Source organism: Pseudarthrobacter sp. B4EP4b, from assembly GCF_006680095.1.
In the GTDB taxonomy this organism is placed as follows: Bacteria; Actinomycetota; Actinomycetes; order Actinomycetales; family Micrococcaceae; genus Arthrobacter.
The window spans coordinates 56,589-80,492 of sequence record NZ_VHIJ01000030.1 but is presented as its reverse complement, the minus strand read 5'-3'; the positions used below and the strand labels follow the sequence as shown (position 1 = coordinate 80,492).

General features: G+C 65.3%; 24 protein-coding genes and 2 riboswitches. Of the genes, 14 read left to right on the top strand and 10 right to left on the bottom strand.

Features of this window, described 5'->3' with window-relative positions; genetic code table 11:
* Positions 1-3 precede the first annotated feature (3 nt).
* Positions 4-774, bottom strand: coding sequence for a uracil-DNA glycosylase (locus tag FNL14_RS10950; protein ID WP_255470790.1), 771 nt, complete (start codon positions 772-774; stop codon positions 4-6).
* 125 nt (positions 775-899) lie between these two features.
* On the opposite strand from FNL14_RS10950, the gene FNL14_RS10945 reads away from it, so the two are divergent.
* The 5 genes from FNL14_RS10945 to groL all read left to right on the top strand — a co-directional run bounded on the left by FNL14_RS10945 (position 900) and on the right by groL (position 5,502).
* Positions 900-1,229: a DUF3263 domain-containing protein gene (locus FNL14_RS10945; protein WP_142059961.1), complete on the top strand. Its 330-nt coding sequence runs from the start codon at positions 900-902 to the stop codon at positions 1,227-1,229.
* A 51-nt stretch (positions 1,230-1,280) separates the two neighbouring features.
* On the top strand, positions 1,281-1,919 hold the full coding sequence (locus tag FNL14_RS10940) for a LytR C-terminal domain-containing protein (protein WP_142059959.1): 639 nt from the start codon (positions 1,281-1,283) through the stop codon (positions 1,917-1,919).
* Positions 1,920-2,111: 192 nt separating this feature from the next.
* Positions 2,112-2,318, top strand: coding sequence for a cold-shock protein (locus FNL14_RS10935; RefSeq protein ID WP_091417924.1), 207 nt, complete (start codon positions 2,112-2,114; stop codon positions 2,316-2,318).
* Positions 2,315-3,595 (top strand): ABC transporter substrate-binding protein, encoded by a 1,281-nt coding sequence (locus FNL14_RS10930; protein WP_255470789.1) that lies wholly within the window; start codon positions 2,315-2,317, stop codon positions 3,593-3,595. The genes FNL14_RS10935 and FNL14_RS10930 overlap by 4 nt, the downstream gene beginning before the upstream one ends.
* A gap of 278 nt (positions 3,596-3,873) precedes the next feature.
* Positions 3,874-5,502 carry a chaperonin GroEL gene (gene groL, locus FNL14_RS10925; protein WP_091417205.1) on the top strand — a complete coding sequence of 543 codons (1,629 nt, stop codon included), beginning with the start codon at positions 3,874-3,876 and terminating at the stop codon, positions 5,500-5,502.
* An 87-nt stretch (positions 5,503-5,589) separates the two neighbouring features.
* On the opposite strand, the gene FNL14_RS10920 is transcribed toward groL, so the two are convergent.
* Positions 5,590-6,900, bottom strand: a complete 1,311-nt coding sequence (locus tag FNL14_RS10920) for an ABC transporter substrate-binding protein (protein WP_142059957.1) — start codon at positions 6,898-6,900, stop codon at positions 5,590-5,592.
* Between the two features lie 270 nt (positions 6,901-7,170).
* Between FNL14_RS10920 and FNL14_RS10915 the strand changes: the two genes are divergently transcribed.
* Entirely contained in the window at positions 7,171-8,184 is a 1,014-nt protein-coding gene (locus tag FNL14_RS10915; protein ID WP_142059955.1) for a ribonuclease HI family protein, read from the top strand.
* Between the two features lie 32 nt (positions 8,185-8,216).
* Here the strand turns inward: FNL14_RS10915 and FNL14_RS10910 are convergent, their stop codons facing one another.
* From FNL14_RS10910 to FNL14_RS10880, 7 genes are all read right to left on the bottom strand, one after another.
* Entirely contained in the window at positions 8,217-8,504 is a 288-nt protein-coding gene (locus FNL14_RS10910) for a WXG100 family type VII secretion target (protein WP_091417210.1), read from the bottom strand.
* A gap of 110 nt (positions 8,505-8,614) precedes the next feature.
* The gene (locus FNL14_RS10905) at positions 8,615-10,090 is read right to left on the bottom strand and encodes a cell wall metabolism sensor histidine kinase WalK (RefSeq protein WP_181762602.1); all 1,476 of its coding nucleotides are present in this window, start codon (positions 10,088-10,090) and stop codon (positions 8,615-8,617) included.
* Between the two features lie 2 nt (positions 10,091-10,092).
* Positions 10,093-10,803: a response regulator transcription factor gene (locus FNL14_RS10900; protein ID WP_142059953.1), complete on the bottom strand. Its 711-nt coding sequence runs from the start codon at positions 10,801-10,803 to the stop codon at positions 10,093-10,095.
* 88 nt (positions 10,804-10,891) lie between these two features.
* On the bottom strand, positions 10,892-11,392 hold the full coding sequence (locus tag FNL14_RS10895; protein WP_142059951.1) for a DUF427 domain-containing protein: 501 nt from the start codon (positions 11,390-11,392) through the stop codon (positions 10,892-10,894).
* A gap of 56 nt (positions 11,393-11,448) precedes the next feature.
* Positions 11,449-13,095 (bottom strand): DNA repair helicase XPB, encoded by a 1,647-nt coding sequence (locus FNL14_RS10890; protein ID WP_142059949.1) that lies wholly within the window; start codon positions 13,093-13,095, stop codon positions 11,449-11,451.
* 13 nt (positions 13,096-13,108) lie between these two features.
* On the bottom strand, positions 13,109-15,589 hold the full coding sequence (locus tag FNL14_RS10885) for a helicase-associated domain-containing protein (protein ID WP_142059947.1): 2,481 nt from the start codon (positions 15,587-15,589) through the stop codon (positions 13,109-13,111).
* Positions 15,590-15,599: 10 nt separating this feature from the next.
* Entirely contained in the window at positions 15,600-15,833 is a 234-nt protein-coding gene (locus FNL14_RS10880; protein ID WP_091417931.1) for a hypothetical protein, read from the bottom strand.
* Between the two features lie 206 nt (positions 15,834-16,039).
* Between FNL14_RS10880 and FNL14_RS10875 the strand changes: the two genes are divergently transcribed.
* The gene (locus FNL14_RS10875; RefSeq protein ID WP_009358151.1) at positions 16,040-16,423 is read left to right on the top strand and encodes a cold-shock protein; all 384 of its coding nucleotides are present in this window, start codon (positions 16,040-16,042) and stop codon (positions 16,421-16,423) included.
* Positions 16,424-16,429: 6 nt separating this feature from the next.
* Positions 16,430-17,089 carry a DUF3027 domain-containing protein gene (locus tag FNL14_RS10870; protein WP_142059945.1) on the top strand — a complete coding sequence of 220 codons (660 nt, stop codon included), beginning with the start codon at positions 16,430-16,432 and terminating at the stop codon, positions 17,087-17,089.
* 65 nt (positions 17,090-17,154) lie between these two features.
* On the opposite strand, the gene serC is transcribed toward FNL14_RS10870, so the two are convergent.
* On the bottom strand, positions 17,155-18,285 hold the full coding sequence (gene serC, locus FNL14_RS10865; RefSeq protein WP_142059943.1) for a phosphoserine transaminase: 1,131 nt from the start codon (positions 18,283-18,285) through the stop codon (positions 17,155-17,157).
* A 279-nt stretch (positions 18,286-18,564) separates the two neighbouring features.
* On the opposite strand from serC, the gene FNL14_RS10860 reads away from it, so the two are divergent.
* From FNL14_RS10860 to FNL14_RS10835, 6 genes are all read left to right on the top strand, one after another.
* Positions 18,565-19,272, top strand: a complete 708-nt coding sequence (locus FNL14_RS10860; protein ID WP_091417222.1) for a metal-dependent transcriptional regulator — start codon at positions 18,565-18,567, stop codon at positions 19,270-19,272.
* A 104-nt stretch (positions 19,273-19,376) separates the two neighbouring features.
* Positions 19,377-19,619, top strand: a riboswitch (cyclic di-AMP (ydaO/yuaA leader).
* Positions 19,620-19,629: 10 nt separating this feature from the next.
* Complete coding sequence (locus FNL14_RS10855) at positions 19,630-20,451, top strand: M23 family metallopeptidase (protein ID WP_091417224.1); 822 nt, start codon at positions 19,630-19,632, stop codon at positions 20,449-20,451.
* A gap of 147 nt (positions 20,452-20,598) precedes the next feature.
* Positions 20,599-20,759: riboswitch (cyclic di-AMP (ydaO/yuaA leader) on the top strand.
* Between the two features lie 70 nt (positions 20,760-20,829).
* Entirely contained in the window at positions 20,830-21,504 is a 675-nt protein-coding gene (locus FNL14_RS10850) for a C40 family peptidase (RefSeq protein WP_091417226.1), read from the top strand.
* A 160-nt stretch (positions 21,505-21,664) separates the two neighbouring features.
* On the top strand, positions 21,665-22,441 hold the full coding sequence (locus tag FNL14_RS10845; protein ID WP_142059941.1) for an NlpC/P60 family protein: 777 nt from the start codon (positions 21,665-21,667) through the stop codon (positions 22,439-22,441).
* Positions 22,442-22,696: 255 nt separating this feature from the next.
* Positions 22,697-23,197, top strand: a complete 501-nt coding sequence (locus tag FNL14_RS10840; protein WP_091417229.1) for an HNH endonuclease — start codon at positions 22,697-22,699, stop codon at positions 23,195-23,197.
* Between the two features lie 49 nt (positions 23,198-23,246).
* Positions 23,247-23,894: a molybdenum cofactor guanylyltransferase gene (locus FNL14_RS10835; protein WP_255470788.1), complete on the top strand. Its 648-nt coding sequence runs from the start codon at positions 23,247-23,249 to the stop codon at positions 23,892-23,894.
* The last annotated feature ends 10 nt before the right edge of the window (positions 23,895-23,904 follow it).

The window sequence follows — 23,904 nt, the reverse complement described above, 5'->3', positions numbered from 1 at the left end:
AAGCTAGGGGACTGGCGGGAGCTCCCAGGTTACGTCCGGCGCACCCTGGCTGCGCAGGAGTTCGTTCACCCGGCTGAAGGGGCGGGAACCAAAGAAGCCGCGGGACGCGGACAACGGGCTGGGGTGGGCGCTCGCCACCGCGGGCGCCCCGTTCAACAGAGGGCGGACGCTGTCCGCGTCCTTGCCCCACAGCACTGCAACGAGGGGCTGCCGTGACCCGTCCGGACGGCGCCGGCCTGCGACGGCGGTGACGGCCGCCGTCGTGATCTTCTCCCAGCCTTTGCCGCGGTGCGAGCCGGGGGAGCCCGCCCGCACCGTCATCACCCGGTTCAGGAGCAGCACGCCCTGGTCAGCCCAGGCGGACAAGTCCCCGTGCACCCGGGCGGGCACACCGAGATCCGCTTCCAGCTCGCGGTAGATATTTGCCAGGCTCCGTGGGATTGGCCGCGTGCGCGGGTCAACCGAAAAGGAAAGCCCCACCGCATGCCCCGGCGTGGGGTAGGGGTCCTGGCCAACAATGAGCACCTTCACGTCCGCGAGCGGCTGCCGGAAGGCCCGCAGGACGTTCGACGGCGCCGGCAGGACCTGGTGCCCCGCTGCCACTTCGCCGGCAAGGAAGGTGAGCACGTGGCGGAGTTCGCTTTCCACTCCCGCCAGAGCAGCAGCCCAGTCAGGTGCCATAAGCTCATCCAGGGGGAGCAGCGCCAGCTCCGCGAAACCCACTGCATCCGCCGGTTGCTGCGCCAGTTCGAACAAAGCATCTGATTCAAACACCGTCCCATTCTTGCAGGGACGCCCAGGGTGGGGGCCGGCAGCCAGGCCGTGTGCAAATGACATTGGTGTTATTCGCCCGTAGCATGGGGGTCAGACATTTTTGTAAACCAGCAAAGGAGTATGCAGTGGCGGAGCCAGCCCGGGAGCACCTGCCGGAGCAGGAACCACGGCATTCACTCCTGGCGGATTTCTCGCTCCGTGACTCGCCGCTGAGCGAGCGGGAGCAGCAGATGCTCGCCCTCGAACGGCAGTGGTGGAAGTACGCCGGTGCCAAGGAGCAGGCCATCCGGGAGCTCTTTGACCTCTCCGCGACCCACTATTACCAGCTGCTCAACGCCCTCATCGATACCGAGGATGCGCTGGCCCACGATCCCATGCTGGTCAAGCGATTGCGTAGACTACGTACGTCGCGTCACCGTGCACGTACCGCACGGCGCCTGGGGTCCGACGCGTAAGACGCTCCCGCTGTGCCCTCCAGCAGCAAACCAACAAGGATGTCATCCACCATGACCAGATATGCCCGCGATGAATTCGACAAGGTCCCGGAGACTGCTTCGCGACAAGGTGTCCACCGCACGGCTTCCGCCCCCGTCAGGGTGCGGCTGTGGCCTATCCTCGCCGTGGGCGTGGCAGCACTGGCCATTGGGCTGGTGTCTTTCCTGATCCTTCCCAAGCTGGGTTTCGCCACAGCCGGTGACCAGGCCTCCGTCAGCCAGGAGGCAGCGCCGCTGGCCGGCACCGGATCCACGCCCTCGGCAACTCCGGACGCTTCTCCGTCCGCTGATGCCCAGCCTTCCGCGACGGCTGAACCCGAAGCAAGCGCCGAGGCCAAATCCGCACCGATCGCATCTGCCGAGGCCCCTGCACTGATCAACAAAGCCCAGGCTGTAGCCATCTACAACGCCGCGGGCACCGCAGGGCTGGCAAGCCGGGTTGGCGGTACGGTCCAGGCTGACGGCTGGACGCTGGGGCAGGTGGGCAACTGGGCCGGTTCGCCACAGCAAAGGTCCACCATTTTCTACTCGGGAGCAGGCCAGCTGGCCAGCGCCCAGGCGCTGGCAGAGCTCCTTGGTATCCCCACGCTGGTGAACAGCACGGAATTCCAGGTGCCCCTGGTTGTGGTGCTGGGGCCCGGCTACCGGTAGACAGCGTCCGTCCTGGCGGCCGCGCACCTGCCTGCCTGCCCGGCTGTTACGCCTGAATAACTATTGCCGGCTGTCCCGGAGCCGTCCCGCCCCGGGGGCACGGAGTTGGCTAGAGTGATTTTCAGGTTCGGTTCGGGCCAGCCGGAATATCGCGGCGTGGACACCCGGACACAATGGAAAGAGTGGTCGGACATGGCACTGGGGACCGTCAAATGGTTCAACGCGGAAAAGGGCTACGGCTTCATCACCGTGGACGGCACGGGTGATGACATCTTTGTCCATTGGTCCGCCATCCAGGGCGAAGGCTACCGGGCCCTCGACGAAGGCCAGCGCGTGGAGCTCGAAGTCGGCGAAGGCGAGAAGGGCCCGCAGGCCGAAAGCGTCCGGCCGGCCGAGTGAACAGCGCTTTCCTCCGTCCCGCGGGCATCCGCCGGACACTCATCACAGCTGCCGCCTGCTCAACCCTCGCCCTGACCGCCTGCTCCGGTGCCACCGGCAACGCGAGGGTGGAACCGGCGGAGGCGTCCGGGGACGGCACCCTGCGGATCGGGCTGATCCTGGACAGCACCGGCGAGAACTCCTTCCTGAACGCACCCCAGCTCGCTGCCGCCAGGCTCGCCGTGCAGGAGATCAACGCCGCGGGCGGCCACAAAGGCAAGCCGGTGGAGCTGCTGCCTACCGAAACGGGCCAGGATGCCGCCGGGCAGGCCCAGGCACTCGTTTCCGCAAAAGCTGACGTTGTGATCGGCCCCACCGATTCGAGCCACGCCGCCGCTGCAATAGACATCCTGTCCCGCGCCCGGACACCCCTCATCTCGCCCGCCAACACGGCCGCCGGCCTCAGCACCTCCAACAGCGGCGGCTATTACTTCCGGACCGCAGCTGCCGACGTCGCACAGGGCCCCGTCCTCGTGAAGCTCGCCAAGGACGCCGGCGCCACAACTGTGGCCGTGATGCACCAGGACGGTTCCTACGGCACGGACGTGTCAGCCGCCGTCGCCACCGCTGCGGAACAGGCCGGAATGCACGTGGCAGCCACCAAAGACTTCAAACCGGGCGAGGCTGGCCCTGCTGCCGCGGAGGTCGGCAAGGCCCGGGCGGATGCTGTGATTGTCATCGCCCGGGACGGTGCCCAGGGTGTCCTGGCCGAACTCGCCAACGCCGGTGTGGACGGGAAGCGGATCATCCTCAGCGACGGTGCCTTTGCCCGCTACAGCTCCCGGCTGCCCGCCAAGTTCCTCGATGGCGCCCGCGCGGTGGTTGCCGGGCAGCTTCCCGACGCCGACTTTCAGGCCAGATTGCTCACGGTGGACGCAGGCCTGAAGGATGTGTCCTACGCCGCCGAGGCCTACGACGCTGTGACCGTTGCCGCCTTGGCTGCCGCCAGGGCGCAGGATGACGCCGGACGCTCCATCGCCGCCAACCTGATCTCCGCCTCCGGAGGAGCGGTGGAAGGATCCTCCGGGAAACCGGAGGCCGATGCCTGCCTGACCTACAAGGACTGCCGGGCAGCGCTCATGACCCGCCCCGATATTAATTACGACGGCGAATCGGGCCCGATTGCCTTCGACGCCAACGGGGACATCACCACCGCCACCTTTACCGTCTATACCTACGCGGCCGACAACAATCCTGTGCCGAGCGGCCGGGAGACCGCCGGACGGGCAGCGGGCTGAGCTTCGCCCTCGGCTAAACGGGGCAAAGCAGGCTTATTCGCTTGCACTCTAACGTGGGGAGTGCTAATTATTGAGTTAGCACTCTGACGTACCGACTGCTAAAGCAAAGCTGGTTCCGGCCCGCGGCGCGCTGCACCGGTCGAGGAGCGAAGAAACACCTAACTGGAGTGAGATCCGCAGCCGGAGGCATACAGAGGCCGATGGCGAAGGATCGTCCGTCGCGGGCACTGCAGCGAAGGTTCATTCTTAACGACTGTCCCGAAAGGACTACTGCCGTTATGGCCAAGATCATTGCATTTGATGAAGAGGCACGCCGCGGCCTTGAGCGGGGTCTGAACATCCTCGCCGACGCCGTTAAGGTCACCCTCGGCCCGCGTGGACGCAACGTCGTCCTCGAGAAGAAGTGGGGCGCCCCCACGATCACCAACGATGGTGTTTCCATCGCCAAGGAGATCGAGCTGGACGATCCTTACGAGAAGATCGGCGCTGAGCTGGTCAAGGAAGTTGCCAAGAAGACGGACGACGTCGCCGGCGACGGTACCACCACGGCAACCGTGCTGGCACAGGCACTGGTTAAGGAAGGCCTGCGCAACGTTGCTGCCGGCGCCGACCCGCTGTCCCTCAAGCGCGGCATCGAGAAGGCCGTTGAGGCCGTCACCGCCGAACTGCTGAACTCCGCCAAGGAAATCGAAACCAAGGAAGAGATCGCCGCAACGGCGTCCATCTCCGCCGGTGACGAGGAAATCGGTGCCCTCATCGCCGAAGCCCTGGACAAGGTGGGCAAGGAAGGCGTCATCACGGTCGAGGAGTCCAACACCTTCGGCCTGGAGCTTGAGCTCACCGAAGGCATGCGCTTCGACAAGGGCTACATCTCCGCCTACTTCGTCACCGACGCAGAGCGCCAGGAAACGGTCCTCGAGGATCCGTACATCCTGATCGTCAACTCCAAGATCTCCAACGTCAAGGAACTGGTTGCTGTCCTCGAAAAGGTCATGCAGTCCAACAAGCCGCTGCTGATCATCGCCGAGGACATCGAGGGCGAGGCCCTGGCCACCCTGATCGTCAACAAGATCCGCGGCACCTTCAAGTCCGTCGCCGTCAAGGCTCCGGGCTTCGGTGACCGCCGCAAGGCACAGCTCGCCGACATCGCCGTCCTCACCGGTGGCCAGGTCATCTCCGAAGAAGTTGGCCTCAAGCTGGAGAACGCCGGCCTGGAGCTCCTGGGCAAGGCACGCAAGGTTGTTGTCACCAAGGACGAGACCACCATCGTCGAAGGTGCCGGCGACGCCGACCAGATCGCCGGCCGCGTGGCCCAGATCCGCGCCGAGATCGAAAACTCGGATTCGGACTACGACCGCGAGAAGCTGCAGGAGCGCCTGGCCAAGCTGGCCGGCGGCGTTGCAGTCATCAAGGCCGGTGCCGCAACCGAGGTTGAGCTCAAGGAGCGCAAGCACCGCATCGAAGACGCAGTGCGCAACGCCAAGGCTGCTGTTGAAGAAGGCATCGTGGCCGGTGGCGGCGTGGCCCTCATCCAGGCCGGTGCCAAGGCATTCGCCAACCTCCAGCTGTCCGGCGACGAAGCAACCGGTGCGAACATCGTCCGCGTTGCCATCGATGCCCCGCTGAAGCAGATCGCCTTCAACGCCGGCCTGGAGCCGGGCGTTGTTGTCGACAAGGTCCGCGGCCTGCCCGCAGGCCACGGCCTGAACGCCGCAACCGGCGAGTACGTCGACCTGCTGGCTGCCGGCGTGAACGACCCCGTCAAGGTGACCCGCTCTGCCCTGCAGAACGCGGCCTCCATTGCCGGTCTCTTCCTCACCACCGAGGCAGTTGTGGCCGACAAGCCCGAGAAGAACGCTGCCCCGGTTGGCGGCGGCGACGACATGGGCGGCATGGGCGGCTTCTAAGCCTTCCCTGCCGGGCCTGGTCCCGCGAATACATAAATGCGGCCCCCTCTTGCGAGGGGGCCGCATTTGTTTTGTCCAGCAGGAGTTTTACTTCCTGGCGCTGGCCAGCATTCCTTCAACTTCCTTTTTGAATGCGTCAGCAGCTGCCTGCGGCGTGAGGCGGTCGTAAAGAACTTCATCGGTGTACCGCTTGATGACGTTCTGCACGCTACCGGCGCCCACGGGCGGAACCGGCGGTGCTTCCTTGATATCCGCGGCGATGTCCTTCAGGAAGCTGACCACTGTGGTGTCCGCAGGCTTCAGCGAGGGCGTGATGCCCTCCACGATCTCCGGGTTGGTGGGTACGCCCCGGTCAGTCATCAGGATCGCCCCGGCTTCAGGGCTGTTGGCCAGGTAGTTGATGAAGGTGGCTGCCTCTTCCGGATGCTTTGAGCGGGAGGAGGCGGACCAGAACATGGTGGGCTTGTAGTACATGCCGTTCCCTGCAGCGGAGCCGTCAGTGCTGGGCGCGCGGAGCATCTTGATGCTGCTGCCGGTGGTCGCCTCAAGGGAACCGAGCTGGTTTGTCCACCACCAGGCCATGCCCACCCTGTTGGTGCCGAAGAGGCTTTCTTCCAGCCCCGCGCCGGCGTCTTCGGTGGCGACAGTAGCGGGCGGGCTGGCCTTCGAATCACGCTGTTCCTTCAGGCGCTCCCAGAAGGAGGCAGCCGTCGAGGTATCGAAATCCAGCTTGCCGTCCTCTGAATAGAGGTTCTCGCCGTGCTGCCGCAGCCAGATGATCAGGTCCGCTTCGTTGGTGCCGTAAGCCGCGCCGTAGTTCTTGCCGTCACCTGTTGCGCTGATCTTGGCGGCCGTGGCCATGAAGTCATCCCAGGTCCACTTCGTGTCATCCGGGAGGGGAACATTGGCCGCCTCAAAGACTTTGGTGTTGGCCATGACCACGTAGGCATTTTGGCCTGTGCTCAAGCCATACTGGGCGTCGTCGTACTGGCCTGATGCCAGCGCCTCCTTGTCCAGCTTGGAGGTGTCGATACCCTTCTGCTTGGACAAATCAAGGAGGGCACCGCGTCCGCCGTATTCGGCGATGTACTTCTGGTCCATCTGGATGACATCCGGCGCGTCGTTCGCAGCCGTCTTGGTGGCGAGCTTATCCCAGTAGCTGGCCCACTCACCAGGCTCGGATTCGATCTTGATATTCGGGTGCTCGGCTTCGAAAGCGTCAATGACTTTTTCGGTCTGCGCGTTAAGGTACTCGTTTCCCCACCAGGCAAACCGCAGCGTCACTTCCTCGCTGTTGCCGGAACCGCCGGACGCGCCGCATCCTGTTGCCAGGAGGGAGAGGGCCACTGCTACTGCGCCCAGCTGGAATTTCCTCCGCCTGCCGGTTGGAATCGTCATCGATGTGCCTTCCTTGTTCTGGTGGAAACGCCTTCTCCCTTGTTGGCCACGGGTACTCACCCGCCTGGCCTGGATCAGAGAAAGCGTTTTCTCGTATGACATCCGATTGTGCCGGGCGCCGATGCCGCCGTCAAGGAGTTTCGGTAAACGCTTTCCTGGCAAGGGGTGTTCCTTCGTCCGGTGAGGGCAGGCAGCGGTCCCAGCAGGCAGCAGTGGCCGGAAGCGGGGCCCGACCCTCTGTTTGTCGGTGTCTTCTGGCAGGATGGACCGGTGACGATTACAGCAGCGGCCGACGGTTCGGCTTTGGGAAATCCCGGCCCGGCAGGCTGGGCCTGGTACGTGGACGACGACTGCTGGCGCGCCGGCGGATGGCCGCACGGGACCAACAACCAGGGCGAGCTGATGGCTGTCCTGGATCTGCTGCGGGCCACTGCCCATGTTCCCGAAGAGGACCTGCACATCCTCTGCGACAGCCAGTACGTCATCAACTCCATCACCAAATGGATGCCAGGTTGGAAGCGGAAGGGCTGGCGTAAGGCGGACGGCAAGCCCGTGCTGAACGTTGACCTGCTCAAGGAACTGGACCGGGAACTGGCGGGGCGCAAATACCGGTTCGAATGGGTCAAGGGCCACGCCGGGCACGACCTGAACGAAGCCGCCGACGAGCGTGCCCGGGCTGCTGCCACTGCCTACCAGCAGGGTGTGGCCGCCCGCTCAGGGCCCGGCTTCCCCGGTGCACACCACCTTCCTGCCTCGGGAGCACGTACTGCGGGGACGTCTGCCAGCCCGGTCCACACTCCGGCGGCGGCCGTCCGGGAGCCTGACCTGTTCAACCAGCAGGAGCCGACCCGGCAGGACACCAGCCAGGACTACGCCCAGCTGGATTTCGCCCAGCTTGGTGACGGGGCTTTCGACCTCGCCGGAACCGGCCCGGCTGAAACGGCGCCGCCCGAAGCACTTGTGGAGCAGCTGGAGCGGGAACTGCTGGGCCCCCTGGTGCGCGGTGATATTGGCAGGACAGCCGTCCTCCTGCACCCTGACTTCCTGGAAATCGGCAGCTCCGGCCGGGTCTGGACCCGGGATGCCATGATGATGGCGCTGGAAGAGGACCCGGGCGAGCGGACCGACATCGAGATCATCGGCGCGGACCGTGTGGGCCCCGGCGCCGTGCTGCTGACCTACCGGAGCTTCGCGCGCTCAGGCACAACCCTCCGGAGCTCCCTGTGGGTGCTTGACGGTGAGCGCTGGCGGCTGCGGTTCCACCAGGGCACGCCCGAGGCCTGACGAAGGCTACGAGCGGGTGTCCGGCGGTGGGCCTAGCTGAACCGCTGGGTATTCCCCTGCTCTGCCTGCGCGTACGTGGCAGCCGCCGAGGCCAGTGCCATGTTGATGGACGCCAGCGAAGACTCCACCCGGCCCTGCGTGATGGTCCATTCCGTGACCAGCGCCTGGAAGTTGGTGGCTGCGGAGCCGCGCCAGGAGCCCTGAAGCTCGTCCAGTCCCCGTTTCATGGCCTGGACGTCGGCGCTGATCCGCTCCACCGTTGCCTGGACGTTGGCCGACTTGAGCTGCAGGAGTTCGGTATCGACAGAGATGATGCTCATGGCAGTGCCTTTCGCTGTAGCGGGCAGCAGTATGTGCTCCCGTGCCCGGCTTCTCCGGACGTCTGCAATGAGCCTAGGGATGCGCCGGCTAACGGTGCCACGGCCGAAAGCTATATGTGGATAACCTCGTCGCTGCCCTCGGCTTTGGCCTCCATCGGCGCGTCTTCGCGCTTGGGAAGGCTAACCACCAGGGTGGCCCCGCCGCCGTCGGTAGTGGCAACCCGCACCGAACCGCCGTGGGATCCGACAATAGCGGCCACAATGGCCAGGCCCAGGCCGCTGCCGCCGGTCTCACGGGTGCGGGACGTGTCGGCACGGTAGAAGCGTTCAAAAACCTTGGACGCATCCTCCTCGGAGATACCCGGTCCATGGTCGCGGACTTCGATAACGGACCGCTCCTGCCCGTCCCCTGAAACGTGGACACCAACAGCCAGTTCAATGGGGGTGTCGTCAGGGGTGTACCGCAGGGCGTTGCCCACCAGATTGCCCACCACCTGCCGGAGCTTGGCCTCGTCGCCCAGCACGGGCGCAGGTGCCGCGGAGCCGCCGTCGAGCCCCACCAGGGAGATCACCCGCGACCGCGAGCTGGCCTGCGTATCCACCACCGCATCATGGGCGATCAGTTGCAGGTCCACCGGCTTGCGCTGCAACGGGCGCTGCTCGTCAAGGCGGGCCAGCAGCAACAAGTCCTCCACCATGGAGCCCATGCGCTTGGCTTCGCTCTCGATCCTTCCCATGGCGGTGGCAACGTCCTCGTCAGTGGTTAACGCACCGTGCCGGTACAGCTCGGAAAAACCGCGGATGGTCACCAGCGGGGTCCGAAGTTCGTGTGAGGCGTCGGCAGCGAACCGGCGCATCCTCGCCTCCGAGGCCGTCCGGGCGGCGAACGCCGTTTCGATGTGGGCGAGCATCGCATTCAGCGAACTGCTCAGCCGGCCCAGCTCGGTGCCCGGGTTCTCCACTTCCACACGGCGGGAGAGGTCGCCGGCGGCAATCGCGGCTGCCGTCTTCTCCACCCTGGCCAGCGGCCGGAAGGACCGCGACACGGTCCAGCTTGCGATCAGGGACGCCAGCAGCAGGGTCAGGAGGCCAACGCCTGTGACCACGAGCGTGGCGTGTTTCAGCACATCATCGACGCTCTGCAGCGGCAGCCCGATGACAACAACCGCCGTGGTCTGGTTGGTCTGGACGGTCACCGCAACAACCCGCCAGTTCTGCCCGTCGGTACCCCTCACCTGGTACGGGACCACTCCGCGGGCCTGGGCTTGCTCAACGCTGATGGAATTGATGTCCGGATGCTTCTCGGCGTCACCACCAAACGGATAGGGTTCCTGTCCCGGGACAAAAAGTATCAAGGAGTAGTCGGTGGGAACCGGAGGATTGGGGGTCTGCAGCTGCGTGAAGGAGCGCTGCTTTCCGGCCAGCTCGACGGCGGCATACAGCTTGTCATCCACTTGGCCTTGCAGGTAGCTGTGAAGCAGGGTCAGGGTTCCCGCGCCGGTCACGGTCAGTGCAACGATCAGCAGGGCCATGATCATGGCCACGAGCTGCGTCCTGAGGGAGGCCGACTTCCAACGCTGGAGCAAGGTCAGCGCTTTTCTGCCGTCCGAAGCACGTACCCCACGCCACGCTTGGTCTGGATCAGGGCTGGAGCTTCAGGATCGATATCCACCTTCCGGCGGAGGTAGGAGATGTAGGACTCCACGATGGAGGCGTCACCGTTGAAGTTGTATTCCCACACGTGGTCCAGGATCTGCGACTTGGACAGCACCCGGTTGGGGTTGAGCATGAGGTAGCGGAGCAGCTTGAACTCGGTGGGGGAGAGTTCGATGACGGTGCCCCCGCGGCGGACTTCGTGGGCGTCGTCGTCGAGTTCCAGGTCATCCACCCGGATCACGGCGTCGTCGTCGAGCAAGGGCTGCGTCCGGCGCAGGACGGCGCGGATCCTGGCCACTACCTCGTCCAGGCTGAAGGGCTTGGTGACGTAATCGTCACCGCCGACGGTGAGGCCGGTGACTTTGTCCTCGGTGTCGTCCTTGGCGGTCAGGAACAGGACGGGGAAGTGCTTGCCTGAAGCGCGGAGCCGCCGGGTGACGGTGAACCCGTCCATGTCCGGGAGCATCACGTCCAGGACGGCGAGGTCCGGTGAATGCAGGTCGGCGGCGGCAAGGGCGTCGCGTCCGTTGGCTGCGGAGACCACGTCGAATCCGGCGAACCGCAGGGAGGTGGACAGCAGCTCGCGGATGTTGGGTTCATCGTCCACCACAAGGAGCTTCGCTTCAGGGCCGTTCTTGTTCATGTTCCCATCATGCTCCCAGACTCTGGGAGTTGTCTGGATATTTGTTGGAAGGCCGTTGTGAAGAAGGAGTGCGGGCAGGAGCAGCGATTCACCAGAACGCCGTTGCCGGTTCGCCCTTGAACGGGCCCACCACCCTGCTGGTGATCCACCCGCCATAGAACGAGCCGCCCTGGGGACGGATACGCTCGCCGTCCACCTCGCAGTGGTCCATCCGGCCGGGGTACAGGGCCACGTAACCGGCCAGTGCGGTGAAGCCCGGCGACGGTTCAGGGTAGAACCACGCCGCCGCAGGGGCCACCGTGCCGCCGCCAATAACATCGAGGTACCGTGCCGTCCCCTTGAACTCGCAATAGCTGCTTCCCGTTGCCGGCTCAAGCGTGCCGGCCCCGAAGGCTTCCCGGGGGAAGTAGTAGACCGGCGGGTGGCTGGTCTCCAGAACGCGCAGTGACTGAGAGGCGTCAAGGATGAGCTCACCGCCCAAGACGATCTGGATCCGTTCTTCACTGGGCTCCACGCGCGGTGGCCGCGGATAGTCCCAAACGGATTCCTGGCCGGGTTGCGGTACAAAGGGTTCCACAGGACGTCGCATGCTTTCAGTATGTGCTGTACCGCAGTGAGCCCGGGGAGGGAAGCCGCCGGAGAGGACTACTCCGCTTTTTCCACGTCCTTGGCGTCCATGATCCGGTAGGCATAACCCTGTTCGGCGAGGAACCGCTGGCGCTTGGCGGCGAAGTCCTGGTCCAAAGTATCCCGGGCCACCAGCGAGTAGAACCTTGCAGCCCGGCCGTCCTTCTTGGGCCGCAGCAGCCGGCCCAGCCGCTGTGCTTCCTCCTGCCGCGATCCGAAGGAACCGGAGACCTGGATTGCCACCGACGCCTCGGGCAGGTCGATGGAGAAGTTGGCCACTTTGGACACCACAAGCGTCTGGAGCTCCCCGGCCCGGAAGGCATCAAAGAGCTTCTGGCGCACCTTGACCGAGGTATCACCCTTGATGACGGGCGCGTGGAGGCGCTCGCCGAGCTCGTCCAACTGGTCAATGTACTGGCCGATGACCAGCAGCTGCTCCCCGCTGTGCCGCGCCACGAGCTGCTCCACCACCTGCGTCTTTGATTCGGACGTGGCGCAGAGCCGGTACTTGTCGGCGTCCTCGGCCATCGCGTAGGCGACGCGCTCGTCCCGCGGCAGGTCCACGCGGACCTCCACACAGTCGGCAGGGGCGATGTAGCCCTGGGACTCGATGTCCTTCCACGGCGCGTCGTAGCGCTTCGGTCCGATCAGGCTGAAGACCTCGCCCTCCCGGCCGTCTTCACGCACCAGGGTTGCGGTCAGGCCCAGGCGGCGCCGGGCCTGCAGGTCCGCCGTCATCCGGAATATCGGGGCAGGCAGCAAATGGACCTCGTCGTAGATGATCAGGCCCCAGTCATGCCCGTCCACCAGTTCCAGGTGCGGATACAGCCCGCCGCGCTTGGTGGTGAGCACCTGGTATGTGGCAATGGTGACGGGGCGGACTTCCTTCAGGGCCCCCGAGTATTCGCCGATCTCGCCCTCGGTGAGGGACGTGCGCTTAAGCAGTTCGTCCTTCCACTGCCGGGCGGCCACGGTGTTGGTGACCAGGATCAGGGTGGTGGTGGAGCCGGTGGCCATCGCCGCCGCGCCCACCAGGGTTTTGCCCGCCCCGCAGGGAAGCACCACCACGCCACTGCCGCCGGCCCAGAAATTGTCGCTGGCCATCTGCTGGTAGGGCCGCAGCTTCCAGCCGTCCTCATTGAGGGCGATCAGGTGCGGGGTGCCGTCCACGTAGCCGGCAAGGTCCTCGGCCGGCCAGCCGATCTTGAGCAGCAGCTGCTTGAGCTGCCCGCGCTGGGAAGCGTGAACGACTACCGTTTCGCCGTCGATCCGCGGACCCAGGAGGGGCTGGATCTTTTTGGACCGGATCACTTCTTCGAGCACGGGGTAGTCGTCCGTGCGCATGACCAGCCCATGCTGCGGGTCCTTTTCCAGGCGCAGCCGGCCGTACCGCGACATGGTTTCCTCGACATCGATCAGCAGCGAGTGCGGCACCGGAAAGCGCGAATACTTCAGCAACGTGTCCAGGACCTTTTCGGCGTCCAGTCCGGCGGCGCGGGCATTCCACAGTCCCAGCGGCGTCAGCCGGTAGCTGTGGACATGCTCCGGTGCGCGTTCCAGTTCAGCAAACGGCGCGATGGCGTGCCTGGCTTCGGTGGCGAGCTCATGGTCCACCTCGAGGAGGATGGTTTTGTCGCTCTGGACAATCAGGGGTCCGTCGTTCACGCGGGGAAGTCCTTCACTGGTGCAGTTCCTCTGCAGCCTCAATGTCGATGATGCGGTGGATGGAAAGAACCCGTTCGGTGTCCTTCGCGGGGTCGAAGACCCGGACGCGCCCGCCGCTCACTGAGAGTGGAACAACGATCTCCAGGTTGGCATTCCCCATGCCGTCCACCACGTTCATGCTGATCCGCTGCTTCAGCCGGATGGCGCGCTGCAGGGCCTCCAGCCCCAGCTGGGTGGCCGCCTCGGAGCCGAAATCCGCCTGCCCGGCAGGGCTTACGACGGCGGCCGGGCGGTGGCGGAGCACGTCCAGCTGGGCTTGTATTTCCTCAGGTTCCGGTGCTGTCCGCGGGGCGGTGTAGACGGGCCGGGAAGGGGCATGCGGGGCGGGAACACGCCGGAGCCGGAGTACGGGCTGTTCCGATTCATCCAGCGACGGGGAGAGACCCAGGCTGCGCAACACCTGCGCTGTTTCGCGCGGGGGAGCCGAAGAAATCAGGACGGTGGGAGCAATCCGGACCAGGCCGAGCCCCTCGGCTTTGGGCCCCCGCAGCAGTTCAAGCAGGCCCGCCTCATCCTCGCTCTGGATGAAGCTGGCCGCCACACCCACCCGCAGCCTGCCGTGGCGTGCCGCCGTATCCTCCACGAGGTACTGCAGCGGTTGGGGAACGGCTGTGGCCGAGTGCTCCCGCAGAAAGTCCAGCAAGACCGCGGCATCGTGCCCGGCGTCCAAGGCGCGGCGGATGGACTCCGGTGAGAACCGGTAGATGGTGGCCGGCCCCTGGCCTTCCGCGTCCGCCATCAGCAGCAGTTTTTCGCTGAGCGCCGGAGCAAGGTAGCCGGGCGCCACCGCAGTAAGATCCGCCTGGAGCAGCACGTGGTTCAGCTCTGCCGGCAGGTGCTCACCAAGGATGGTGAGTGCGGCGTCGGGGTCGTCGCCGGCGATGGCGCTTCCCAGCTGGCTGAGCGCTCCGGAACCCAGCAAACCGAGGATTTCCGCTTCGGCCAGCACACCCCGGATCAGGGAGCTGAAGCGCCGGGCCATCCGCGGCTGCGCCCACTCGGCGCGCTGCAGGACTGCGGCAGCATCAAGGACCGGCGCGGTTCCGTCCGGTGCCGCCGCCTCCTGGGTGAGTTCGTTGAGGATTTCCAGGATCCGCTTGCGCACCACGGGGGCGTCAGGCCGCTGCGCTTCGGCCGATAACGCTATGACCGTGCTCCCCGATGCAGCCCGGTGCCCTGCCGCTGCTCCGGGTGTCCCGCTGATGGGTTGGCCCACCATGGACGGTACGCGCTCGCTGGCCAGCCAGGCGTTTACCAGCCAGAGCCATTGTTCCTGCCGGGGCAGGACCAGCCACTCCAATTCGGGCGGCTGCATCCACGAGGACGAGTCGACGTCCAACCGGATCAGGCCGGCAAGCCCGCAGAGCTCCAGGAGCAGCCCGACGCGTTGCTGGTCGATCCGGAGGACGTCAGCCAGCCGCCTCATCTCCCGGACGCCCACGCCTCCGCTGCGGAGCGTGGCCAGCGGCTGTTCCTTCACGGCATGGAGCATTTCGCCCACCAGCCGCAGGGTTTCCGCGATGGCGCCCAGCGCGGCGTTGCGGCGCAGGGCGGCGCTGGTGCGGCCCAGTTCAGGGACCGGCGGCGACAACGTGAAGTCATTGATAATGGCCCCGCCGCGCAGGGAAAGTCCCACGCTGTGCGGCAGTTCCACGTGGGCGGCGTCCAGCGGCACCAGCAGGCCGCGGGCCAGGAGCCAGTCGACAGGCCCGACGTCGGATCCCTCAGTGGCGATGGATGCCTTGCGCTGGGCCTGGGGGACGGCACCCATGGCCCAGTTACGGAATTTGGCGAGCAGCGTGGTGGTCCGTTCGGGGGCCGTGGACAGGATGCTGTGCAGTGCCTCTGGGGAGGACGTCCAGTGCTGCAGCGCCAGCGCCGCCTCCATAGGCGTTGTGGCGCCATGGATGGCGACGCCGCTGCGGTGGAGTTCGGAAACAAGCTGGACGGCCCGCTGCGCGAACGCGGGCTGGAGGCGCACCAGTTCGGTGTAGCTCCGTCCCAGCCCCGCCGGGTATATCCCCACCACGTCCTTGAGGCTGCCCACCGGAAGGTAGTAGCGCTGCTTGCCGGCTGGAGTTCCGTGCGGCGGTTCGGCACGGTGTACCAGCGCCAGTTCCTGCAGCGACGCCAGGATGCGTTCCACGGCCGCAAGGGTGGACCCCGAAATAAGGGTGCGCAGGCCCGCGGCTGACGCGCTGTGCTTGGTATCGGTGTTTGTACACAGATGGAGGGTTTCCAGGACCTGCATCTGGGGCCGGTTAAGGCGCTCCAGGGCGCGCTGGACGCTGACCCTTCCGCTGGCCCTGGCAGCGAGGGCGGCGAAATCGGGAACGGCGGGGGAGATGAGGTCCGGCCGCGCGTCGAACAGGGACCGCAACGAATCGTCGCTGCGGGCCTCCAGGTCCTTGCTGAGCGCGCGAATAAGGGACATCAGTCCAACGTTACCGCCCGTCCGGTTTTCCTGCCCGGCGGCGCCCGGCGACGCTGTCCAGGACAAGGAACAGCATCAGGAGGAACGCCAGCGGCAGCCCGTACAGCGCGGTGTAAGTGACCCAGGCGGGGGCTACCGCACCGGCGAACGCAAACGCCATGACGGCAGCCACCGCCGCCAGCGAGAGCACGGCAATAACCGCGGCGAAAATCGTCAGGGGCCGCCGGTAACGCGAGGGAGTCATGGACGTAACGCTAACAGCCCGGTCCGACAGTGCGGGCATGCGTCCCCGGGCGCCGTTGAAAGCAGGATTAGGGCATCGTTCAGGATAACCTTGAGGGATACAGACCAACACGGTCTTCAGCCGCCATACCCTGAACCCGCACAACAATGCGGATGCGGTGACGGCTGGCCGTGTCTCAAGACGTCAGAACGAAGAAGGTTGATTACGTGCCTACCGGCAAGGTCAAGTGGTATGACAAGGACAAAGGCTTCGGATTCCTTGCGGGCGAAGACGGCCAGGAAGTGTTCCTGCCCAAATCCTCGCTGCCCGAGGGTGTCACGGAGCTGAAGGCCGGCACCCGCGTTGAGTTCGGGGTCGCCGACGGACGTAAGGGTGCCCAGGCCCTGGGACTGCGCGTGCTGGATAAGACGCCGTCCATCGCCAAGGCGAAACGGCCCAGCGCCCGCGATCTTGCCCCGCTGGTCCAGGACCTGGTGAGCGTGCTGGACAATCTTTCCGGAACGCTCTCCAAAGGCAAATACCCGGAAGGCAACAAGGGCAAGGCCATCGCCGCCGCCCTGCGTAAGGTTGCCGACGAGCTGGACGTTTAGGCCCTGATGAGTTCGGAAGCTGATCAGCCGCAGCCGGCAGTTGAGTCCCGGGAGTTCGCGTCCCGGGAACCGGAACAGCAGGAGCCGGTTACCGCCACCGCCGCATCACGGGCCGCCGCGCCTGCGCCGGTGCGGAGCCCCAAGCCGCGTGCAGGTGTGCCTGTATGGCGGACCGGCAAGCCCGACGCCTTTCTTGCCGCCGCGGTGGACACTGCCCGGACGGCGATCGAAGGCATTACGGCGGCAAAGGATATTGGTCGGCACCTGGCAGCCAGGAGCGAAGGCGACCGCCTGGTGACGCATCTTTTTGAGTCCCGGCTGCCCGGCTACGGTGGCTGGCAATGGTTCGCGGTCCTGACCCGGAACTCACGCTCCAAGGTGGTCACGGTCAACGAGTTGGGTCTGCTGCCGTCCGAGGACTCCATCCTTGCCCCGGAATGGGTTCCGTGGGCGGAGCGGGTCCGGCCCGAAGATGAGCAGGAACCGGAGCAGGAAACTGCTGAGGTTGAGCCTGGCGTCCAGGAGCCAGCTTCGGCGGAACCTGCTGCGGCGGACGACGCAGCAGCTGGGCCGGCCGCAGGGGAACAGGAGCAGGACCAGGAGTCCGGGGACGGGGAGCCTGACGACGACGGCGGGCAGCCCGGCGACGAAGCAAGGACTTCCTGACCACAAACGAACGGCGCCGTCCGGGATGAACCCGGGCGGCGCCGTCGTACGTTAAAGCCTCCTGGCTACTTGCGCAGCTCGCCCACGACGTAGTCGATGCTTTCCAGCAGGGCCGAAACATCGGCCGGCTCGATGGCCACGAACGTTGCGATGCGGAGCTGGTTGCGGCCCAGCTTGCGGTAGGGCTCGGTGTCCACGATGCCGTTGGCGCGCAGGACCTTGGCCACTGCGGCTGCGTCCACGGACTCGTCGAAGTCGATGGTGGCGATGACGTTTGAGCGCTCGTCCGGGTTAGTGACGAAGGGAGTGGCGAACCCGGAAGCCTCGGCCCAGCTGTAGATGCGGCCGGCGGAATCGGCGGTGCGCTTGGACGCGAAGTCCAGGCCACCGTTGGAGTTCAACCACTGCACCTGTGCATCCAGCGTCACCAGGGTGGACAGCGAGGGCGTGTTGTACGTCTGGTTCAGGCGGGAGTTGTCGATGGCGGTCTGCAGGTCCAGGAAGTCGGGGATCCAGCGGTCGCCGGCCTTGATCCGGGCGGCGCGTTCCAGGGCGGCAGGGGAGAACAGGCCAAGCCACAGCCCGCCGTCGGAGGCAAAGTTCTTCTGCGGGGCAAAGTAGTAAACGTCACTCTGTGCCACGTCGACGTCCAGGCCGCCGGCAGCAGAGGTGGCGTCCACCAGGACAAGCGAGCCCTCGTCCGCGCCAGAGACGCGCTGTACGGGAGCAGAGACGCCGGTACTGGTCTCGTTCTGCGGCCAGGCGTAAACGTCCACGCCGGCTTCAGCCTGCGCGGAGGGGCGGGTGCCGGGCTCGGACTTGATGATGGAGGACGCCTCAAGGAAGGGTGCCTTGTTGGTGGCTGCGGCAAACTTGGAGCCGAACTCACCAAAGGAAAGATGCTGCGCCTTCTTCTCGACCAGGCCGAAGCTGGCGATGTCCCAGAATGCCGTGGAACCGCCCACGCCAAGAACTACCTCGTACCCTTCAGGTGCCCGGAAGAACTGGCTTAGTCCCTCGCGGACGGAGCCCACGAGGTTCTTGACCGGGGCCTGGCGGTGGGAGGTGCCGAGGATGTCCTTTGACGCGGCTGACAGGGCATCAATCTGCTCCTGCCGGACCTTGGAAGGCCCGGCGCCGAACCGTCCGTCCTTGGGGAGGAGATCGGCGGGAATAGTGATGCTGGTTTCGCTCACGGGTGCTCCAATTTCGGCATGGACATAACTGTGGTCCGGACGGGTGTTGGCGGCCGGCAGTCTGCGGTGACTGCAACCAGGGCCTTCCTCATTCTGCCTGAAGCGCTGATTCCGCGGGAACCCGGACCGTCATAGTCCAGTCAATGAGACGCCCCCGTAGCACACGTGCGAACTATTCGGACAAAGTCAAAATAGGCTAAGCTTTTCCACGGACTACGTCGCGGTGTATGGCGATACGGTGGGACAACGCAAGGTACTGCGCTCGAGGAGCTGAGCTGGATGACGGATCTGATCGACACTACGGAGATGTACCTTCGGACCATTTTGGAGCTTGAGGAAGAGAACATCGTTGCTCTTCGTGCGCGCATCGCCGAACGGCTCCGCCACTCCGGGCCCACCGTCTCCCAGACCATCGGCAGGATGGAGCGGGACGGGCTGGTGGTTGTCTCCGGAGACCGGCATCTGGAACTCACGGAAACGGGCCGCAAGCGCGCAACGGAGGTTATGCGCAAGCACCGGCTCGCCGAGCGCCTGCTTGCCGATGTGATCGGACTGGACTGGGCCTACGTCCATGACGAAGCCTGCCGCTGGGAACATGTGATGAGCGAACGGGTGGAGCGGCGCATCTACGAGTTGCTCAACCACCCCACCGAATCACCGTACGGAAATCCGATTCCCGGCCTGGCAGCCCTGGGCGGCACGCCGTCCCTGGGTTTTGCCGACGGCGCCATCAGCCTCCTGGATGCGATGAAGTCCTATGGTCCGGCATCAGAGGTGACTGTGAGCCGGCTTGCAGAACCCATTCAAGTGGAACCGGAACTGCTGTCCCAGCTCGACGAGGGCGGTATCCGGCCGGGCGCCGCAGTGGCCCTGGAGCGGGTGGGCGATTACATTTCGGTACGGGTTCCGGGTATTGAAGGGGCGCTGGAACTGCCGCCCGAGGTGGCCGCGCACGTGTTTGTCGCCATTCGCCAGCCTGCAGCTTAAGGGGCTGACTACCCCATCACGGGGCATATACCCAAAGATAACGGAATTGTTACTAAGGGCCTTAAGCCCCTATAGTTGAACCAAGCGTTGATATTAAAGCGTTACCTGATCTGGAGCCGAGCTCTGCCAGCGGATCAGGAGCACGAGTCGTAACTGGCAGAGGCGGGGGAACCACAAGCGGCAGCGGGGGACTGCCTTGGGGTGAAGTCCGTCAGCAGCAAGCCTCTTCCAGTGAAGGATCCCTCCCGGGATATCTCTGTGCCGAAGCTTGCTTACGGCGGACCGGGTCTTTGAACTCTCTGACCCGAATCCGACAGCTAACTTCGCAGGCTTTCCAGAGAGGAACCCTTCTTGACCATGCAGAATTCCAGGGGACGCCGCCGCGCGGCGGGCCCCGCTTCGACACCGCGTGTTGTCGAAGTCATCACCTCGGAGCGCCCCCGCGATCTCCACCGTGATGCGCGCCGCCGTCGGGGTCCCCTCCGCCAGATTACCGAGTTCGCGTCCGCCAGCGGCATCGGCCAAAAGGCCGGCGTTGCCCTTGCCGCCACCGGCCTGGTCCTTACGGTCACGGTTCCGGCCACCAGTCCCGTTATGGCCACTGATGCTTCGGGCGCTACGCCTGTTGCCGCCTCCGCCGTGGCGCCCCAGCCGCAGATTTCAGCCGAAGCCGGAGCGCAGATCGACTTCAGCCGCTCCGCCGTGGTGACCCAGGCTGATCCGGACGGCAAGCTGAAGCAGCTGCTCAGTGCACAATCGGCGGGCGCCATCAGCCGCGCCGCCTCGGCCGGCAGCCTCGGCGCTCCGCTCGCCGTGATGACCACCGCATCGCCCTTTGGCTACCGCGTCAGCCCCATCACCGGCGGCACCGGCGACTTCCACCGCGGACAGGACTATGTGGCGCAGTGCGGCACCTCCGTTATGGCCGCCGCCACCGGAACCGTGACCTTTGTGGGCTGGCACCAGTTCGGTGGCGGGAACCGCGTTGTGATCGACCACGGGAACGGGCTGGAAACCACCTACAACCACCTGTCGTCCTCCAGTGTGAAGGAAGGGCAGACCGTATCGCGCGGGGAAGTTATCGCGCTCAGCGGCACCACGGGAGCCTCCACGGGCTGCCACCTGCACTTCGAGGTCCAGGTCAACGGCGAAGTGGTTGATCCCACTGGCTGGCTCTAGTCAAATGACGGTGAACTATCAGATGATCTTGACTTGCCGTGACCTGAATGTGACATTCATTCAAAACTGCTGTACCGTCTAACTCGCGTCAACTTTTCCGAAGTTGACGCTCTTGTGCGGATTGCCTAGCTCTGCCACCGCTCAAGGTCCGTTCGCATGACATCGTCTGGCAGGGGCGGGGGAACCAATTTTGGCCTTTCCATGGAAGGGCCTTGGGGTTAAGTCGCAAAGCTTCCTAGGAAGCAGCGCGGCCGGGTGACTCCCATCCGAATCCGACAGCTCACCTCGCAGGCATTGGGAGAGGCTACCTTCGTGTCTTCACGCCATAATTCTGCGCGCCACCGTGCGCAAACGGTTCGTACCAACCCCTTGGATACTGTGTCCAAGGCCGTTAGTGCCAATGCCGGGACAGTTGGTCGCCAGGCTGCAGTCATCGCAGCTGCCTCCGGCCTGATCCTGAGCATGGGCCTGCCAGCCACTGCCGCGGACAACACCGCTGGTGTTTCCGCTTCCACCGAGTCCGGGTCGGCCCAGAGCGCGCTTGCCGTTACTGCCGCCCCCACGGCCACCGTGTCCTTCGAGCGCCCGGTGGTCAAGACCACAGCCGCTCCCAAGGTGCAGACCGTACGCACCCAGTCCACCGCCTCCGCTACTGGAAACGCTGCCACCGGTACTGCTGCCTCCGCTACGGAGAAGCTGGCCGAGACTGTCTCCTCTGCTTCCACCTCGGGCATCGCCGCAATCGCCTACACCGGAATCGGCCACTCGTACGTATGGGGCGGCACCAGCCCCGTCACGGGCTGGGACTGCTCGGGCTTCACGCAATGGGTCTATGCCCAGGCCGGCATCAGCATCCCCCGCACCAACGCGTGGACGGCCATGAAGCCGACCTCCACTCCGCAGCCCGGTGACCTCGTTATGCAGAACGGTGGCGCCCACGTTGGCATCTACGTTGGCAACGGCATGATGATCAGCGCGCTGAACCCCTCCCAGGGAACGCTGCTGCACGCGGTAGCCGCCACCGGCTCCTCCGCGTTCTTCACAATGAACTAGTTCTTCGACCTCCGGGTCCAAGGGCTTTTCTTTGCCCCCAAGCTTTTTCGCTAAATCACACATCCCCGTTCGGGACGTGCCGGCGTACCCCCAAGATGCCGGCACGTCCAAACCCCCTGTCTGCCTACAAGGTGACGGGGGAATACGAAAGAGAGAACTGATGACTACTCGTGCAACCGCACGGCATCGCGCCGAGGTCACTAAAACCAACTCGCTCGCCATCATTGCCAAGGCTGTCGGCGACAACGCAGGCGGCGTCGGCCGCCAGGCAGCAGTGATCGCTGCCGCTTCCGGCCTGGTCCTGACCAGCGGCCTGGCAGCCAACGCCGCAGACACCAACGTCCAGCGTGACTCCGCTCCGGCTTCCACCCTGGAAGTTGAATCGACGGTTGAGGCTCCGATTTCGGCTGAGTCCACCATCGCCATTTCCTTCGAGAAGCCCGCAGTGACCACCACTCCGGCTCCCGTGGTGGAAGCTCCGGAACCCGAGGTTGAGGTCCAGGAAGCCGCTCCCGCTCCTGCCGCCCAGCCCGTTGCTGCTCCCAAGGTCACCGCCAAGGTTGCTTCCGCCGCTGCTCCTGCCGCTCCCGCAGCCCAGGCTTCCGCGTCCGGCAAGGGTGCAGCCATCCTTTCCGCCGCCTACGCCCAGCTCGGCGTGATGCAGGACTGCACCATGCTGGTCACCAACTCCCTGGCCGCCGTCGGAATCAACTTCCACGACTGGCCCGCCGGCTACCTCTCCCTGGGACGTACCGTGAGCGCTGCTGAAGCGCAGCCGGGCGACCTGATCTACTACGCCGATGGCGGCGCCGGCATGGCCCACATCGCTGTCTACGCCGGTAACGGCCAGGCGGTACACGGCGGCTACAACGGCAACCAGACTGTTGTTTTCAGCGCAAACGTTGGCTCCGGCCCCGTCTTCATCCGCGTCAACTGATATTTCTGACATCGCTGTCCGTTTAGTCGGACGCATCAGCAACGAACACAGCCCCAGCCGCAAGGCAGGGGCTGTGTTCGTTTAAGCAGTCGGGTCGCGGCTGCCGTCGCGAACGAACACGGCCTGTCCCTTCCTCGGAATTAGCCGATAGCACACTTCTTTGTTTACTCTTGTGGTGTCGATCCATAGCCCGGACATGCCGAGGGCAGCCGGCCCTCGTGCCCCTGACGGGTGCGGCCGTGAAGAGGTACGTGCATGCGCACTCTCGTTCTGAATGCTGGATATGAACCGCTGGCGGTTATTTCTTTCCGCCGGGCGCTGGTGCTTGTGCTGACGAACAAGGCGAGCGTTGTGGCTGAAGGGGACGATCCTGTGGTGGGTCCCCAGGAGATCCTGGGCCGCCCGTCCGTGATCCTCCTGAACCGCTACATCCGCCCCAGATACAACCAGTCCACGGCGGTGAGCAGACGCGGAGTGCTCCGGCGCGACGGGCACAAATGCGCCTACTGCGGAAAAGCTGCGCACACCATCGACCATGTCCAGCCCAAGTCCCGCGGCGGTGCGGATTCGTGGGAGAACCTCGTGGCGGCATGCCTGCGGTGCAACAACGTTAAAGGCGATCACACTCCGGCGGAGATGGGCTGGAAGCTGCGGTTCGTGCCCGAGCCTCCACACGGCACCATTTGGCAGATCAAGGAACTGGAGAAGCCCACTCCTGCCTGGGATCCGTTCCTGCTGCCGGAGCGCGCTGCCTGACGGTGCCTCACCGGCCCGGCCGGGGCCAGTTCCGGATTAAGCTGGTGGAGTGGAATCAGACAGGCTGGACTTCGACGCCCTGATCCTTGCGGGCGGCCGTTCCTCCCGCCTGGGCGGGGTACCCAAGCAGGGACTCGTCTTTGAAGGCGCCACCCTGCTGCAACATTCGCTTGCGGCCTGTTCCGCGGCGTCCCTCATCGTCGTGGTGGGCCCGGATTCCGGTCCGTTGCCTGCGGGGGTCCTCGCCTGCCGCGAGCAGCCGGAGTTCGCAGGACCGGCTGCGGCGGTCGCCGCCGGGCTGGAAGCGCTGGGCCGTGCAGGCGGCGGACGCGACTTCACCCTGGTGCTGGCCTGCGATATGCCCAGGGCCGCGGGCGCCGTGGAAACCTTGGCGCAATGCCTTGCTTCCCAGGCTGGCGCCGGGGACGGAGTGATGGCGTGTTCTGAAGACGGAACCGCCCAAATGCTGCTGGGTTTTTACGGCACAAGCGGGTTAAAAAGGGCAGTTCAGGCGCTGTCTTCGCGGGACGGCTTAATCAACGGTTCCATGCGGTCCCTCCTTGCTAGTCTGGACGTGCAGCTTGTCACCGTCCCCGCCGGCACCACAGATGATGTGGATACCTGGGATGATGCCGCCGCATTAGGAGTTGACGCCGGGCAGCCGGACGTGCGCCAGGACCGGCGCGGCAGCAGTTGAATTGGGAGGC